Here is a 13,340-nt window from a genome sequence, read left to right as displayed (position 1 = left end):
TCGAATTGACATGCAGGATATGGACTTTGGCTTACCTGTATGCACAAAGATGATCATCTTTCATAGGATCTGGATTCCAGCCATGCCATAAGCGGCAGTACAACGACTATGGCAATCCAAACAAGCGTTACCCAAAAATAATCTATGCTCACCCTGCCAAATGCAAAGTGCGACAACCGGATTGACGCTATGTACAAAGCTGTAAACCAAGCCCAAATCCCCACAAGGACAAAATAAGTGCCGCGGTCGTGTCGCCATAACATCCCCAGTTTTGAGCCAAAAACGATGCACGCCAAGGCTAAAAGTGTGGCGACTCCCACGCCAGATGAAAACATAAGTGCGCTTTTCAGGGAGTCTTTATCTAGGCAATGAAAACCCTTTTTGCCGAACTCGTCGCGCTGAAAAGAAACGAACTCGCAATCAAACTTTTTCTGGGTGATCGCCTGATTATGTGGAATCGCAGTTGCTGGTATGAGCGCCAAGAACGAACTAAGCCCAGCGGATATGAGCAGAAGCCAAAACACAAAGATTGGCAATCGACTTTTTTCAGGCATTTTGGGATGTTCACCACAAAGCTTACACAATTAAAAGACACGTCGCTAAATTTGACCATGCTGATGAATGACAGCAATCGCCACATTTCCGCCCCCAACGTTATACGATTCAACGCAGCGCACCAACCATCTCTCTCGCAGAGCGGGGAGTCCGCCCCCTCTCTGTCGCCCACATCACCCAAATTCAACCGCTATCAAATCAATAGCTGCTCGCGCAATAACATCGGGCGCATAGGCTAATTTCGCCGTAAACCACTAGAGACTCAGTGCTCCGGCGCCTCTGCTGATGCCCGGCTCTCATGCGCCGTGAGCCACGCACCCGCGGCACCGCACACCGCAATCAAGGCCATGCCGGCGATGGTCCAGGCGTCGGGTACGTGCGAAAAGATCAGCCAGCCGCCCAGCATGGCAAAGGCAATCTGGGCATACATATACGGCATGAGCACCGCAGCAGGCGCTCGCCTGAAAGCCTGAATGAAGATGAAGTGGCCCAAGCTCCCCAGAAAGCCCATTAACAACAGGCCGCCCCACACGGCATGCGACGCGATGGGCTCCCAGGCAAACGGCAAGGCCAGTGCCGCCACAAGGGCGCCCGTCCAGCCCGTGTAAAACTGCATGGTCATCGGGTCTTCGGTGCGGGCCATGCGGCTGGTCAGCAGCTGAAAGCCTGCATTGGCCAGCACCACGCACACTGGAAACAGCAGCGCCCAATTGAAGTCGGCTCCTTTGGGCCGCACGATGGCCAAGGTGCCGGCAAATCCGCCGGCAACGAGCACCAAACGCAGGTGCGACACTTTTTCGTGCAACATGCGCGCTGCCAGCAGCGTCACGATGAGCGGGGTCAGCAGCACGATGGCGGTGAACTCGCCCACCGGCATGTGCTTGAGGCTCAGAAACGCAAAAATGCTGGTCGCCAGCAACAAACCGCCACGCGCGATGTGCAAGCCCAAATGCTCAGTTTGCAGCAAGGCGCGCCCCTGCCGGGGCAGCTCAATCGCCGTGGTGGCGAGGGCCTGAAACGCATAGCGGAAAAACATGGCCACCATCAGCGGGGCACTCAGCGACACCCATTTGGTGGTGGTATCCAAGGTGGCAAAGCAGGCCATGGCCAAGATAGCCAGGCCGATGCCTCTCAAGACTTGTTGCGGCGCGTGTTCGGCCATCAGAAGGGCATCTTGGGCATGCCTTTCATGCCCCCGAGCCGCTTCATCATCTTCATCATGCCGCCGCCCTTCATCTTTTTCATCATCTCCTGCATCTGCTCAAATTCCTTGAGCATGCGGTTGACCTCCTGCACGTGCACACCCGCACCGGCGGCAATGCGGCGCTTGCGCGTGGCCTTAATGAGCTCGGGCTTGCGGCGCTCCAGGGGCGTCATGCTGTGGATGATGCCTTCCTTGCGCTTGATGTCTTTCTCGGCCTTGTCCATATCCACCTGGCCGGCCTTGGCGGCCATGGCGGCAGGCAGCTTATCCATCAGGCTGGAAAGGCCGCCCATTTGCTTCATTTGCTGGATCTGGGCCAAAAAGTCGTTCAGGTCGAAACCGGCACCACTCTTGACCTTGTCCGCCAGCTTCTTGGCCGCTTCGATGTCCACACCCGCGGTAACCTGCTCCACCAGCGCCACGATGTCGCCCATGCCCAGAATGCGGCCAGCGTGGCGCTCGGCGTCGAACACCTCTAGACCATCGAGCTTTTCGCTGGTGCCGGCAAACTTGATGGGTGCACCGGTAATCTGGCGCACAGACAGAGCAGCACCGCCACGCGAGTCACCATCGGTTTTCGTGAGGATGATGCCGGTCAGCGGCAGCGCTTCCTTAAAGGCCTTGGCGGTGTTGACCGCATCCTGACCTTGCATGGCGTCCACGACGAACAGGGTTTCAACGGGGTTGAGTGCTGCATGCAGGTTTTTGATTTCCAGCATCAAAGCTTCGTCAATCGCCAAGCGGCCTGCGGTATCAACCAGTAGCACATCGAAGAAGTGTTTTTTGGCGTAGTCCAACGCGGCGCGGCCGATGTCGACCGGGTTCTGGTCCGGCGTGGAGGGGAACCACTCCGCGCCAGCCTGCGCCGTCACCGTCTTGAGCTGCTCAATCGCCGCGGGGCGGTACACGTCGCCAGAGACTGTTAGCACCTTTTTCTTGCGTTTTTCGATCAGGTGCTTGGCGAGCTTGGCGGTCGTGGTGGTTTTACCGGCACCTTGCAAACCGGCCATCAAGATCACCGCGGGCGGCTGGGCAGCGAGGTTGATGTCGCTTACGCCTTCGCCCATGGTGGCGGAGAGTTCGCGGTTGACGATACTCACCAGCACTTGGCCGGGCTGCAAGGAACCCAGCACCTCTTGGCCCAGTGCTTTTTCTTTCACCCGGGCAATGAAGTCGCGCACCACCGGCAGGGCGACGTCGGCCTCTAAGAGCGCCATGCGCACTTCGCGCAGCATGTCGGTGACGTTGGACTCGGTGATACGCCCCTGGCCTCGCAGGTCTTTAACGAGGCGGGAAAGTTTGTCGGTAAGAGCGGAGGCCATATTGAAGTATTCCGGCAGGCGCAACCTGCGGTGTGAGCCGGACAGTGCCGGCAGGGAGCAAAACGCTAAACTGTGCACATGATTTTAGCCAGTGCGTCCCCTACCAGCTTAGCCTTGTCGGTTTTGGCGGCCTGTTCTTATGCATGGCCGGCACTCAGGGCCGCGCACCTGAGCTCCAACGCGGCCCGTGCCTGGGTGGCGTGGGCCTGGTTTCTGCACGGGGCGGCACTCGCATGGGGCCTGCTTTTGCCGCCCACCTACTTTGGTTTTGCCACCGCACTCTCCATGACGGCGTGGGTCGTCGCTGCGGTGTACGCGATTGAAAGCCAAATTTACCCGCAACTCCAAACCCGGTGGGCTCTGTCTGCCGTGGGTGCAGCGGCGGTGCTGTTGGCGTGCATTTTTCCGGGCGCCCCCTTGCCCAGCACGGCCACCATTTGGTTGCCGACGCACCTGGCCTTTGGCGTAGCCAGCTACGGGCTGTTTGGTACTGCCGTGGTGCACGCTTGGTTGATGAGTCGCGCAGAGTCACGCATCCGCCAAGCCGCAGACCCGCACAGTGGCTTACCCCTGTTGACCCTGGAGCGCCTGACTTACCGGTTTGTCGCGGCCGGGTTCGTACTACTGACTGCCACACTGGGCATGGGCTATCTGTTTGGCGATGTGGTCTATGGCAAAGGCCACGCTTGGCACTGGGATCACAAAACGGTGTTCTCGGTACTGTCGTGGATCACGTTTGCCGTTTTGTTGCTGGGCCGCGCACGCTTCGGCTGGCGGGGCAAACGCGCCGTAGCGGTGCTCTACACCGGCAGTGTGCTGTTGTTGCTGGGGTATGTGGGATCCCGGTTTGTGCTCGAAGTCTTGTTAGGCCGGTCGGCATGAAGAACCTGGTGATACTGCTAGTCATCCTCGGGGTGATCTGGTACTGGCGTAGCCACAAAGCCAAGCTCCCGCCCACTGCACCGCCGCCAGAGGCACCGCCCAAGGCAGGCAGCGTCGCCATGAGTGCTTGCGCCTATTGCAAGCTCCATGTTCCCGATAGCGAATTGGTGCAAGGCCAGCATGGCGCCTATTGCAGCGCGGAACACCTGCGCTTGGCAGAAAACGGATGACGAACGACCCGGGCGAAAACTCATGGTTTGGCGCGTCATCGCTGGAGGCGCCCCCAGAGCAAACGCCGGACACCAGTGACTTCAAGCGCCTATGGCAGGCCTTTATGACCGCGCGCTGGGTGCTGGGAGCCGCTTTGGTGGGCCTGCAAACCACGTTGTTTGTCACCAGCACCACACACAGCAAGACCCTACTTGCCATCACTGCCGGCTATTTTGTGACGACGCTGGGAGCGCGCTTGCTGTTGAAACCTCGGCCTTTGGGCGGTGCGTTTAGCAAGACCTGGGGCGTTCTGATCGGAATTGATGTTCTGGTTTTTTCAGCGCTGCAGTGGCTCAACGGCAACAACCTGAACTACACACCCCTGTTCGCCTTGCCGGTGTTGCTGGCCTCGGTGCTGGGCTCGCTGCGGCTGGCACTGGGAACTGCGGCTGGCGTGACCATGCTGCTATTGGGCGGCGCCAGCTGGACACAGCTGGTCAACGACATCGACAACCCGGCTGCGTTTGCCCAGGCGGGGCTCAGCGGCATTGGCTACTTTGCGGTGGCCTTTTTAGCCAACCAACTGGCTACCCGCTTGGCCAACGAGGGACGCAGAGCCCGGCAAAACCAATTGGCGGCCTCCATCCAACGGGAGGTGAACGAGTTGGTCATTGAGGCAATGCCCGAGGGGGTAGTCATTGTGGATCAGCGCGGGATCGTCCGGGCCGCGAACCCGGCGGCTCGTACCCTGCTGGGCGACGAAGACCGGCTGCGCTCCGCACTCTTTGACCTAAAGGCAGACCCGGCATGGCGCCCGCTACTGCTACTCACGCGGCTGTGCCTTGGGAGTGGCCAAAGCCAGGAAGCCGAGGTAGAACTCGTGCACGACCACGGCAGTGCGCTCAAGGTACTGGCCCGGACCCGGCTTGCTGCACCCCAAGGTATCGGCGCAGACAGTCTGTGTGTGCTGTTTTTGCAGGACCAGCGCCATGCAGAGGCCCGCATCCGCACCGAAAAGATGGCCAGTATGGGGCGCATGTCGACCGCCGTGGCCCACGAAATACGTAACCCCTTGGCCGCGATTGCACAAGCGAATGCGCTGTTGTCTGAAGAGCTGCAGGATCCTAGGCAGCTGCGCCTGACCACCATGGTGAGCCAGAATGCCAAGCGGCTGGGCAAAATTGTGGACGACATTTTGAATGTGGCCCGTGCCCGCACCACATCTGCAGGTGAACACGACGCCTTGTATGGCTTGAGCGAGACGGTTCATCGGATGGCGCAAGACTGGGCACAACACAAGAGCATCGGCGGGCTGATAGGTATCGACATTGACCCCCGTCCACACGCAGTGCGCTTTGACCCGGAGCACCTGCGCCAAGTTCTGATTAATCTGCTCGACAACGCGCTGCGCTACGCGAGCAAACAGCTGGAAGCCGTGCAAATCACAGTGACCTACACCGACACTGCGGCTTGCGTCTCGGTGTGGAGCGACGGAGCCCGTATGGACCAAACGGTGGAGCGGCATTTGTTTGAGCCGTTTTTCTCGTCCGAGAGCCGCTCCAGCGGCTTAGGGCTGTACATTTCACGCGAACTCTGCGAACGCCACGGCGCCACCCTGCGGTACCAACGCAGCGCCCGCATCCGGAGCGGGCAACTCCACGAAGGCAATGACTTCACGCTGACACTGAGCCTTATTAAGGGCCCCATGACCCAGGACACCGACGGCAACTCTCTATGGCAAGCATCCCTGTACTGAACAACGCCCGTATCCTGGTGGTCGATGATGAGCCGGACCTGCGGACCTTGTATGAGCTCACGCTGCTGCGCGAAGGCCATCAGGTGGACACCGCTGCCTCGGTACACGAGGCCCTGGATGCAGTAGCTGCTCACAAATATGACTTGGTGATCACCGACATGCGCCTGCCCGACGGCATGGGTATCGACATCCTGCACGCTCTGCGCGAACACATAGGAAAAGAGCGCTGCATTGTGATTACGGCGTATGGCTCGGCCGAGAATGCGGTCGAGTCGCTAAAGGCTGGCGCATTTGATTACCTGACCAAGCCTGTGGACTTGAAGCAGTTCCGCAGCGCGGTGATGGCTGCCTTGGGTGGCGCCAGCACTGGCGCTGCCCCGATCACCGAGCGATCTGTTAAGGGCCCTGCCGACAGTGGCACTGAAGGCGCCAAAGCGCTGGAGCAACTGGTGGGCCGGTCACAGGCCATGGTGGCCCTGAAGGAGCGCATCGCCAAGGTGGCGCGCAGCATGGCGCCGGTGCTGATCCGGGGCGAGTCGGGCACCGGCAAAGAGCTGGCTGCGCGAGCCCTGCATGCCAACAGTCACCGGGCTTCCGGGCCATGGGTGGCGGTCAATTGCAGTGCCATTCCGGAGTCTTTGCTGGAAGCAGAGTTTTTCGGCGCCCGCAAGGGTGCCTATACCGGCGCGACACAAGACAGGCCAGGGTTTTTCCAGGCGGCCCACGGCGGCACCTTGTTTTTGGATGAAATCGGCGACTTACCTCTGGCGATGCAAGCCAAGCTGCTGCGGGCGATTCAAGAGCGAAAAATCCGCCCTCTCGGCAGCAACCAGGAGGAAAGTGTGGATGTCCGCCTGGTCAGCGCCACCCACAAAGATCTGGTGGCGGAGGTTGCCGCACAGCACTTCCGCCAAGACCTGTATTACCGCTTGAATGTGATAGACCTCCAGCTGCCACCGCTGCGGGAACGGAGAGACGACTTGGAGGCCCTCTGCCGGGCACTGGTCGCCAGAATTTGTGAAGAGACGGGTGTGCCAGCTCCCTCACTATCAGCAAGCCTGCTGGCGCAACTGAAAGCGCTGCCGCTCCCGGGCAACGTCAGGGAGTTGGAAAACCTGCTGCATCGCGCGTTGGCGTTGTCTGAAGGCGATGTTTTGGAACTCGACACCCATGGCCACGAATCCGAGCCCGCCGGTTTGGGCGAGACAGATCTACCCGCCCCCGTGGCACCGGCGTCTGAGCCCGGTTCTTTCAGCATTCCCGCCGATTTGCAAAGCCATTTGGACGCTCAGGAGCGTGAAATCCTGATCCATGTCTTGCGTGAGACCCGTTTCAACCGCACCGCTGCAGCCCAGCGCTTGGGCATCAGTCTGCGGCAAATCCGTTACCGGATGGAGCGCTTGTCCATCGATGTGCCCGAACATGACGATGGAAAATCGGAATAACCCCCCCCGAGGTGCGACCGGCAGCTGGTCGGAAGGCTGGTGGAGCGAAGCGCTCCACGAAACCTCGCCCAATTTCGGCCCACGGCCTGCAGATGCAGACACCGACTTGGTAGTACTGCACTCTATCTCGCTGCCCCCCGGCGAATATGGAGGCGACGGTGTGCGCCAACTATTCACCAACACCCTGAACTGGGACGCGCACTCGTATTACCAAACGATCAGGGGGATGGAAGTCTCCAGCCATTTCTTTGTGAGGCGCACGGGCACTGTGTGTCAGTTTGTCAGTTGCGATGCACGTGCATGGCACGCGGGTGCATCCACCTATCGCGGAAAGCCCAATTGCAACGACCACTCGATTGGCATTGAGTTGGAGGGCATGGACAACGACTTGTTTACCGCCCATCAATACGAGAGCTTGGAGCGCTTGTGTGCGGCAATCGCGCAGAACTATGAAATCCGGTACGTCGCGGGCCATGAGCATATTGCGCCCGGCAGGAAGACCGACCCGGGTCCCGGATTCGAGTGGGACCGACTGAAGCGCTGGGCCGCAATTTCGGACTGGGAGTTACCCGCGCCATGGCAAGAAAGCCACAAGTCCTGAACAAATCGCCAAGCTTCTGAAAATATTTTGGGGGTCCATCAGACGCCCCTGAAAGCACGACACCCGCATCAATCGTGCCATTCCACGCAAAATGCTGCTGCAAGCCGCATAAAACCTCATTCGGCTTGAAAAATTTACGCCAATCAAGGCTTTGACGCACCCTTTCCGGCAAGTGGAATGCGAGGGGCAAAGGCCCTGATCAAAACACAAGGGTGCTGAGCAGATACACTACCGGTAGTGGGTTGCAAGCACCCCAGACCCCAGATATAGTGTGCCTTGGTTGATGCGCGGGTGCAAAGCCCCTTAGTCGCAGCAAGCCACGCGGCACACAGATCACACAAAAATACACCCGATTTAGACGAGGAAACTATGCAATCTATTTCCACGGCCGTACCCACGGCACCCGCCCCGCTGCTGTCCCCCGTTCCCGGCCACGAAACACCGGCGAAGCAAGCTTATTCGCACTACCAGATCATCCGCCGCAACGGTGCAGTGGTGCCATTTGAGCCGAACAAGATTGCGGTTGCCATGATGAAAGCGTTTCTTGCGGTGCACGGCACCCAAGGCGCAGCATCCGCCAGTGTGCGCGAGACGGTCGATGGCCTGACGCAGCAAGTGATTCGCGCGCTGGTGCGTTCCCGTCCGGGCGGCGGCACATTCCATATTGAGGACGTGCAGGATCAAGTAGAGCTGGGCCTGATGCGCGGTGGTCACCATGAAATCGCCCGTGCGTATGTGCTGTACCGCGAGCGCCGCACCCAAGAGCGCGCCAAGCAAGTCGCTACCGAGGCTCCTGCCGCTCCGGTGATCCACGTTATCGACAATGGCCAGCGCGTACCGCTGGACTTGGCCCAACTGCAATCCCGCATCGAGACAGCGTGCAGCGGTTTGGGTGCCGACGTCAAGGCCGCCCCCATCCTGGCAGAAACCATGCGCAACCTGTATGACGGCGTCCCCTTGGACGAGGTGTACAAGGCAGCCATCCTGGCTGCGCGGACCCTGATCGAAAAAGACCCCGACTACACCTACGCCACTGCACGTTTACTGTTCCACACCATTTCCCGCGAAGTGCTGGGTCGTGATGTGGCGCAAGCCGACATGCAAGAAGCCTATGCAGATTACTTCCCCGGCTTCATCAAGCGCGGCGTGGAAGCCGAACTGTTGGACGAAAAACTGCAGCAATTCGACTTGAAGCGCCTGGGTCAAGCCCTCAAGGCCAGCCGAGACCTGCAATTTGACTACCTAGGTCTGCAAACCCTGTACGACCGCTACTTTCTGCATGAAGGCAAGACCCGCATCGAACTGCCACAGGCATTTTTCATGCGCGTCGCCATGGGCCTATCGCTGAATGAAATTGACCGTGAAGCACGTGCCATTGAGTTCTATGAAGTGCTCTCCAGCTTCGACTTCATGTCGAGCACGCCTACCCTGTTCAATAGCGGCACCTTGCGTTCGCAATTGTCGAGCTGCTACTTGACCACCGTGCCAGACGATCTGGACGGCATCTACGAATCCATCAAAGAAAACGCGCTGTTGTCGAAGTTCGCCGGCGGTTTGGGCAACGACTGGACCCGCGTGCGCGCTCTGGGCTCCCACATCAAGGGAACCAACGGCGAATCACAGGGCGTGGTCCCGTTCCTGAAAGTGGTCAACGACACGGCTGTGGCGGTGAACCAGGGCGGCAAGCGCAAAGGAGCAGTTTGCACCTACCTGGAAACATGGCACTTGGACATCGAGGAGTTCCTGGAGCTGCGCAAAAACACCGGCGATGACCGCCGCCGTACCCACGACATGAACACCGCGAACTGGATTCCTGACTTGTTCATGCGCCGGGTCATGGAAAAAGGCACATGGACACTGTTCTCTCCATCTACCGTGCCCGACTTGCACGATCTGTTCGGCGCTGACTTCGAGAAGGCCTACGTGGCTTACGAAGAAAAGGCTGCTCGTGGCGAAATCAAGCCATCACGCACCCTACAGGCCAGCGACCTCTGGCGCAAGATGCTGACCATGCTGTTTGAAACCGGCCATCCTTGGATCACGTTCAAAGATGCTTGTAACGTCCGCTCGCCCCAGCAACACGCAGGTGTGGTGCATTCGTCGAACCTGTGTACAGAAATCACACTGAACACCTCCGACACCGAAACCGCCGTCTGCAACTTGGGTTCTGTGAACTTGCTGCAGCACTTGAAAGATGGCGCCCTCGACCACGACAAGCTCAAGCGCACGATTTCGACCGCCATGCGCATGCTGGACAACGTGATCGACATCAACTACTACGCCGTGAAAAAGGCACGTGACTCCAACATGCGTCACCGCCCCGTCGGCCTGGGCCTGATGGCGTTCCAGGACAGCCTCTACGAATTGCGCATTCCCTACGCCAGCGACGCTGCCGTTGAATTTGCCGACAAGTCCATGGAAGCGATCAGCTACTACGCCTACTGGGCATCGACAGACTTGGCACGTGAACGCGGCAAGTACCACAGCTTCAAGGGCAGCCTGTGGGACAAGGGCATCCTGCCACTGGACACCATCGACATGCTGGCCTCCGCACGCGGCGGCTACGTAGAGGTAGATCGCTCATCTACGCTGGATTGGGATGCTCTGCGCAACAAGATTGCAGCAGACGGCATGCGCAACTCCAACTGCGTGGCGATTGCTCCTACAGCGACGATTTCCAACATCATTGGTGTAGATGCGTCCATCGAGCCATGCTTCGGCAACCTGTCCGTCAAGTCCAACCTGTCCGGTGAGTTCACGGTCATCAACAGCTACCTGGTACGCGACTTGAAGCAACTGGGCCTGTGGGACGACGTCATGGTGATGGACCTCAAGCACTTTGACGGATCCCTCCATCCGATCGACCGCGTGCCACAAGAAATCAAGCAGCTTTACGCCACCGCATTTGAAGTGGAAACACGCTGGCTGGTGGAAGCTGCCGCACGTCGCCAGAAGTGGATCGACCAGGCACAGTCGCTGAACATTTACATGGCGGGCGCCTCCGGCAAGAAGCTGGATGAGACCTACAAGCTGGCTTGGTTGCGTGGTCTCAAGACTACTTACTACCTCCGCACCATGTCTGCTACGCACGTGGAGAAATCCACGGTGAGCGCGGGTCGTCTGAACGCCGTCTCCTCCGGCAATGAGGGCCAGGGCACGCCCAAGATGTCGAGCGCACTTGAAGCTGCCGCGGCGGCTGCGCAAGAGCAGATGCAGCTTTCGAGCAGTGCTGCCACGGACATCAAATTCTGTGGCGTGGACGACCCGACCTGCGAGTCCTGCCAATAATTTCATGAGCATCGCGAGGCCACTTGCGATGCTCATGAGCAACACAAATTTTCAGTGAATTGAATGAACGCTTTTCAATTCAATTCACTACTCACATAATCCAAAGATTGGAAAAAACTATGTTGTCCTGGGACGAAGAAGTCAAGCCCGCATCGCCGTCGAATTACGCGCGCAATCCGTCTGAAAACAGTCAGGGCGCGCAGGCGTCGGTGTCGTCTGCGACAGGCACTTCGGTGTACAGCGCCACCATGTCCCAAGCAGTGCAAGTGGCCAAGGCCAGCGCCAGTGGCAAGCGCGTCAATGCATCAGACAAGCGCATCATCAACGGACAGACCGACGTTAACCAATTAGTGCCATTCAAGTACAAGTGGGCTTGGGAAAAATACCTCGCCACTTGTGCCAATCACTGGATGCCACAAGAGGTCAACATGACGCGAGACATCGCGCTGTGGAAAGACCCGAATGGCCTGACAGAAGATGAACGCCGCATCGTGAAGCGCAACCTCGGCTTCTTTGTGACGGCTGACTCATTGGCCGCCAACAACATTGTGTTGGGCACCTACCGCCACATCACTGCACCGGAGTGCCGTCAGTTTTTGTTGCGCCAGGCGTTTGAAGAAGCTATCCATACGCACGCATACCAGTACATCGTGGAATCTCTCGGCCTGGACGAGAGCGAGATTTTCAATGCGTATAACGAAGTCCAGTCGATTCGCGACAAAGATGAGTTCCTGATCCCCTTCATCGAAGCGATCATGGATCCCAACTTCCATACCGGCACGCCCGCCACCGATCAAACGTTGTTGAAGTCGCTGATCGTGTTCGCTTGCTTAATGGAAGGCTTGTTCTTCTACGTGGGCTTTACCCAGATTCTGGCGCTCGGCCGCCAGAACAAAATGACGGGTGCAGCAGAGCAGTACCAGTACATCCTCCGGGACGAGTCCATGCACTGCAACTTCGGCATTGACTTGATCAACCAGCTCAAGCTCGAAAACCCGCACTTGTGGACACCAGAATTCAAGGCAGAGATCAAAACACTGTTTGAAAAAGCGGTTGAGCTGGAATATCGCTACGCCGAAGACACCATGCCCCGTGGCGTGCTGGGCATGAACGCCTCGATGTTCAAGGGCTATCTGCGGTATATCGCCAATCGCCGTGCGACACAGATCGGTCTCGAGGCCTTGTTCCCGAACGAAGAAAATCCGTTCCCATGGATGAGCGAAATGATTGACCTCAAGAAAGAACGTAACTTTTTTGAAACGCGTGTTATCGAGTACCAGTCCGGCGGCGCGCTGTCCTGGGATTAACTTGCTCGCTATGCCGTTAAAGTTTTCGCCGCCCCTCATTGATCGCGTGATCACAACGAAGGGTTGGCGTCACCAAGTTCATGCCACTGGAACTGCGTCCAGTGGCATGAATCGCTTTCTGCCAAATACGTAGCAGGAAGTGCTCTTTGCACCTTGAACAAGGAGATCATGATGGCAACTGCAAAAAAACCAGCGGCAAAAAAAGCCGCTCCAGCGAAAAAAGCAACCCCAGTGAAGAAGGCAGCCGCTCCCGCTAAAAAAGCAGCAGCTCCTGCGAAAAAAGCCGTAGTGGCCAAGAAGGCCGCTCCTGCTAAAAAAGCAGCAGCTCCCGCGAAAAAAGCTGTAGTAGCCAAAAAGGCCGCTCCTGCTAAAAAAGCAGCAGCTCCCGCGAAAAAAGCCGTAGTAGCCAAAAAGGCCGCTCCTGCCAAAAAAGCAACAGCTCCCGCGAAAAAAGCCGTAGTAGCCAAGAAGGCCGCTCCTGCCAAAAAAGCAGCAGCTCCCGCGAAAAAAGCCGTGGTAGCCAAGAAGGCCGCTCCTGCCAAAAAAGCAACAGCTCCCGCGAAAAAAGCCGTGGTAGCCAAGAAGGCCGCTCCTGCCAAAAAAGCAGCAGCTCCCGCGAAAAAAGCCGTGGTAGCCAAGAAGGCCGCTCCTGCCAAAAAGCCTGCAGCCCCTGCAAAAAAGGCTGCCAAGGCAGCCGCTCCGGCAGCGCAAACCACACTGAACCCTCAAGCTGCGTGGCCGTTTCCCACTTCCAGCAAGCCTTAATAGCC

11 protein-coding genes are annotated in these 13,340 nt (G+C 58.3%); 8 read left to right on the top strand and 3 right to left on the bottom strand.

The annotated features are described in order from the left end of the window. Positions 1-53: 53 nt before the first annotated feature. The 3 genes from U5L73_RS05095 to ffh all read right to left on the bottom strand — a co-directional run bounded on the left by U5L73_RS05095 (position 54) and on the right by ffh (position 3,081). On the bottom strand, positions 54-554 hold the full coding sequence (locus U5L73_RS05095) for a hypothetical protein (protein ID WP_322561328.1): 501 nt from the start codon (positions 552-554) through the stop codon (positions 54-56). A gap of 263 nt (positions 555-817) precedes the next feature. Beyond that, positions 818-1,717, bottom strand: a complete 900-nt coding sequence (locus U5L73_RS05090) for a DMT family transporter (protein ID WP_322561327.1) — start codon at positions 1,715-1,717, stop codon at positions 818-820. Beyond that, complete coding sequence (gene ffh, locus U5L73_RS05085) at positions 1,717-3,081, bottom strand: signal recognition particle protein (RefSeq protein WP_322561326.1); 1,365 nt, start codon at positions 3,079-3,081, stop codon at positions 1,717-1,719. The genes U5L73_RS05090 and ffh overlap by 1 nt, the downstream gene beginning before the upstream one ends. Before the next feature lie 78 nt (positions 3,082-3,159). On the opposite strand from ffh, the gene U5L73_RS05080 reads away from it, so the two are divergent. From U5L73_RS05080 to U5L73_RS05045, 8 genes are all read left to right on the top strand, one after another. Continuing rightward, entirely contained in the window at positions 3,160-3,963 is an 804-nt protein-coding gene (locus U5L73_RS05080) for a cytochrome C assembly family protein (RefSeq protein ID WP_322561325.1), read from the top strand. Next, positions 3,960-4,193 (top strand): PP0621 family protein, encoded by a 234-nt coding sequence (locus U5L73_RS05075; protein ID WP_322561324.1) that lies wholly within the window; start codon positions 3,960-3,962, stop codon positions 4,191-4,193. The genes U5L73_RS05080 and U5L73_RS05075 overlap by 4 nt, the downstream gene beginning before the upstream one ends. Further along, complete coding sequence (locus U5L73_RS05070; RefSeq protein ID WP_322561323.1) at positions 4,190-5,929, top strand: sensor histidine kinase; 1,740 nt, start codon at positions 4,190-4,192, stop codon at positions 5,927-5,929. Before U5L73_RS05075 ends, U5L73_RS05070 begins: the two co-directional genes overlap by 4 nt. Continuing rightward, positions 5,908-7,374: a sigma-54 dependent transcriptional regulator gene (locus tag U5L73_RS05065; protein ID WP_322561322.1), complete on the top strand. Its 1,467-nt coding sequence runs from the start codon at positions 5,908-5,910 to the stop codon at positions 7,372-7,374. The genes U5L73_RS05070 and U5L73_RS05065 overlap by 22 nt, the downstream gene beginning before the upstream one ends. Beyond that, the gene (ampD, locus tag U5L73_RS05060; protein ID WP_416221279.1) at positions 7,358-7,975 is read left to right on the top strand and encodes a 1,6-anhydro-N-acetylmuramyl-L-alanine amidase AmpD; all 618 of its coding nucleotides are present in this window, start codon (positions 7,358-7,360) and stop codon (positions 7,973-7,975) included. Before U5L73_RS05065 ends, ampD begins: the two co-directional genes overlap by 17 nt. Before the next feature lie 369 nt (positions 7,976-8,344). After that, complete coding sequence (locus U5L73_RS05055) at positions 8,345-11,263, top strand: ribonucleoside-diphosphate reductase subunit alpha (RefSeq protein ID WP_322561320.1); 2,919 nt, start codon at positions 8,345-8,347, stop codon at positions 11,261-11,263. A 119-nt stretch (positions 11,264-11,382) separates the two neighbouring features. Further along, on the top strand, positions 11,383-12,570 hold the full coding sequence (locus U5L73_RS05050) for a ribonucleotide-diphosphate reductase subunit beta (protein ID WP_322561319.1): 1,188 nt from the start codon (positions 11,383-11,385) through the stop codon (positions 12,568-12,570). Between the two features lie 171 nt (positions 12,571-12,741). Continuing rightward, positions 12,742-13,335 (top strand): histone, encoded by a 594-nt coding sequence (locus U5L73_RS05045; protein WP_322561318.1) that lies wholly within the window; start codon positions 12,742-12,744, stop codon positions 13,333-13,335. The last annotated feature ends 5 nt before the right edge of the window (positions 13,336-13,340 follow it).

The sequence above is a fragment of the Rhodoferax sp. genome (assembly GCF_034520025.1).
In the GTDB taxonomy this organism is placed as follows: Bacteria; Pseudomonadota; Gammaproteobacteria; order Burkholderiales; family Burkholderiaceae_C; genus Allorhodoferax.
This window is presented reverse-complemented; position numbering and strand designations above follow the sequence as displayed.

Excerpts from the sequence above, each read along its gene's own strand:
- ampD (WP_416221279.1), top strand. The coding sequence starts at position 7,358 with ATGGAAAATCGGAATAACCCCCCCCGAGGTGCGACCGGCAGCTGGTCG.
- U5L73_RS05065 (WP_322561322.1), top strand. The coding sequence starts at position 5,908 with ATGGCAAGCATCCCTGTACTGAACAACGCCCGTATCCTGGTGGTCGAT.
- ffh (WP_322561326.1), bottom strand. The coding sequence starts at position 3,081 with ATGGCCTCCGCTCTTACCGACAAACTTTCCCGCCTCGTTAAAGACCTG.
- U5L73_RS05090 (WP_322561327.1), bottom strand. The coding sequence starts at position 1,717 with ATGGCCGAACACGCGCCGCAACAAGTCTTGAGAGGCATCGGCCTGGCT.
- U5L73_RS05050 (WP_322561319.1), top strand. The coding sequence starts at position 11,383 with ATGTTGTCCTGGGACGAAGAAGTCAAGCCCGCATCGCCGTCGAATTAC.
- U5L73_RS05070 (WP_322561323.1), top strand. The coding sequence starts at position 4,190 with ATGACGAACGACCCGGGCGAAAACTCATGGTTTGGCGCGTCATCGCTG.
- U5L73_RS05080 (WP_322561325.1), top strand. The coding sequence starts at position 3,160 with ATGATTTTAGCCAGTGCGTCCCCTACCAGCTTAGCCTTGTCGGTTTTG.
- U5L73_RS05095 (WP_322561328.1), bottom strand. The coding sequence starts at position 554 with ATGCCTGAAAAAAGTCGATTGCCAATCTTTGTGTTTTGGCTTCTGCTC.
- U5L73_RS05045 (WP_322561318.1), top strand. The coding sequence starts at position 12,742 with ATGGCAACTGCAAAAAAACCAGCGGCAAAAAAAGCCGCTCCAGCGAAA.
- U5L73_RS05055 (WP_322561320.1), top strand. The coding sequence starts at position 8,345 with ATGCAATCTATTTCCACGGCCGTACCCACGGCACCCGCCCCGCTGCTG.
- U5L73_RS05075 (WP_322561324.1), top strand. The coding sequence starts at position 3,960 with ATGAAGAACCTGGTGATACTGCTAGTCATCCTCGGGGTGATCTGGTAC.